At 54.1% G+C, this 255-nt stretch carries 1 protein-coding gene; it reads left to right on the top strand.

Translation table 11 applies throughout. The annotated features are described in order from the left end of the window. Positions 1 to 255 (top strand): DUF1329 domain-containing protein (locus ACZ2IA_RS23110; RefSeq protein ID WP_470294920.1); only part of this gene is annotated, 255 nt, incomplete at both ends.

Genomic DNA, 255 nt, shown 5'->3' with positions numbered 1-255 from the left:
GCTACACGCTGTACAGCCCGGAACACAGCTACCCGGACATTGCCACCAAGGGACACATCAACCAGAAGCTGACGCGTTACGAGAAACACCGGGTCTGGATCATCGATACCGAGGTGCGCGAAGGCTATTCACATATCTACAAACGCCGCCGCTTTTACCTGGACGAAGACTCATGGCTGGTGCTGATGCAGGACATCTACGATGAGCATGATGAGTTTTGGCGCACCTCGGAAGCGCACGCCATCATGTTTCAAA

It is taken from the genome of Crenobacter sp. CS_VA4 (assembly GCF_055597485.1).
Note: the sequence above shows the minus strand (reverse complement) of the source record. Positions and strands in the feature narration are given on the sequence as shown.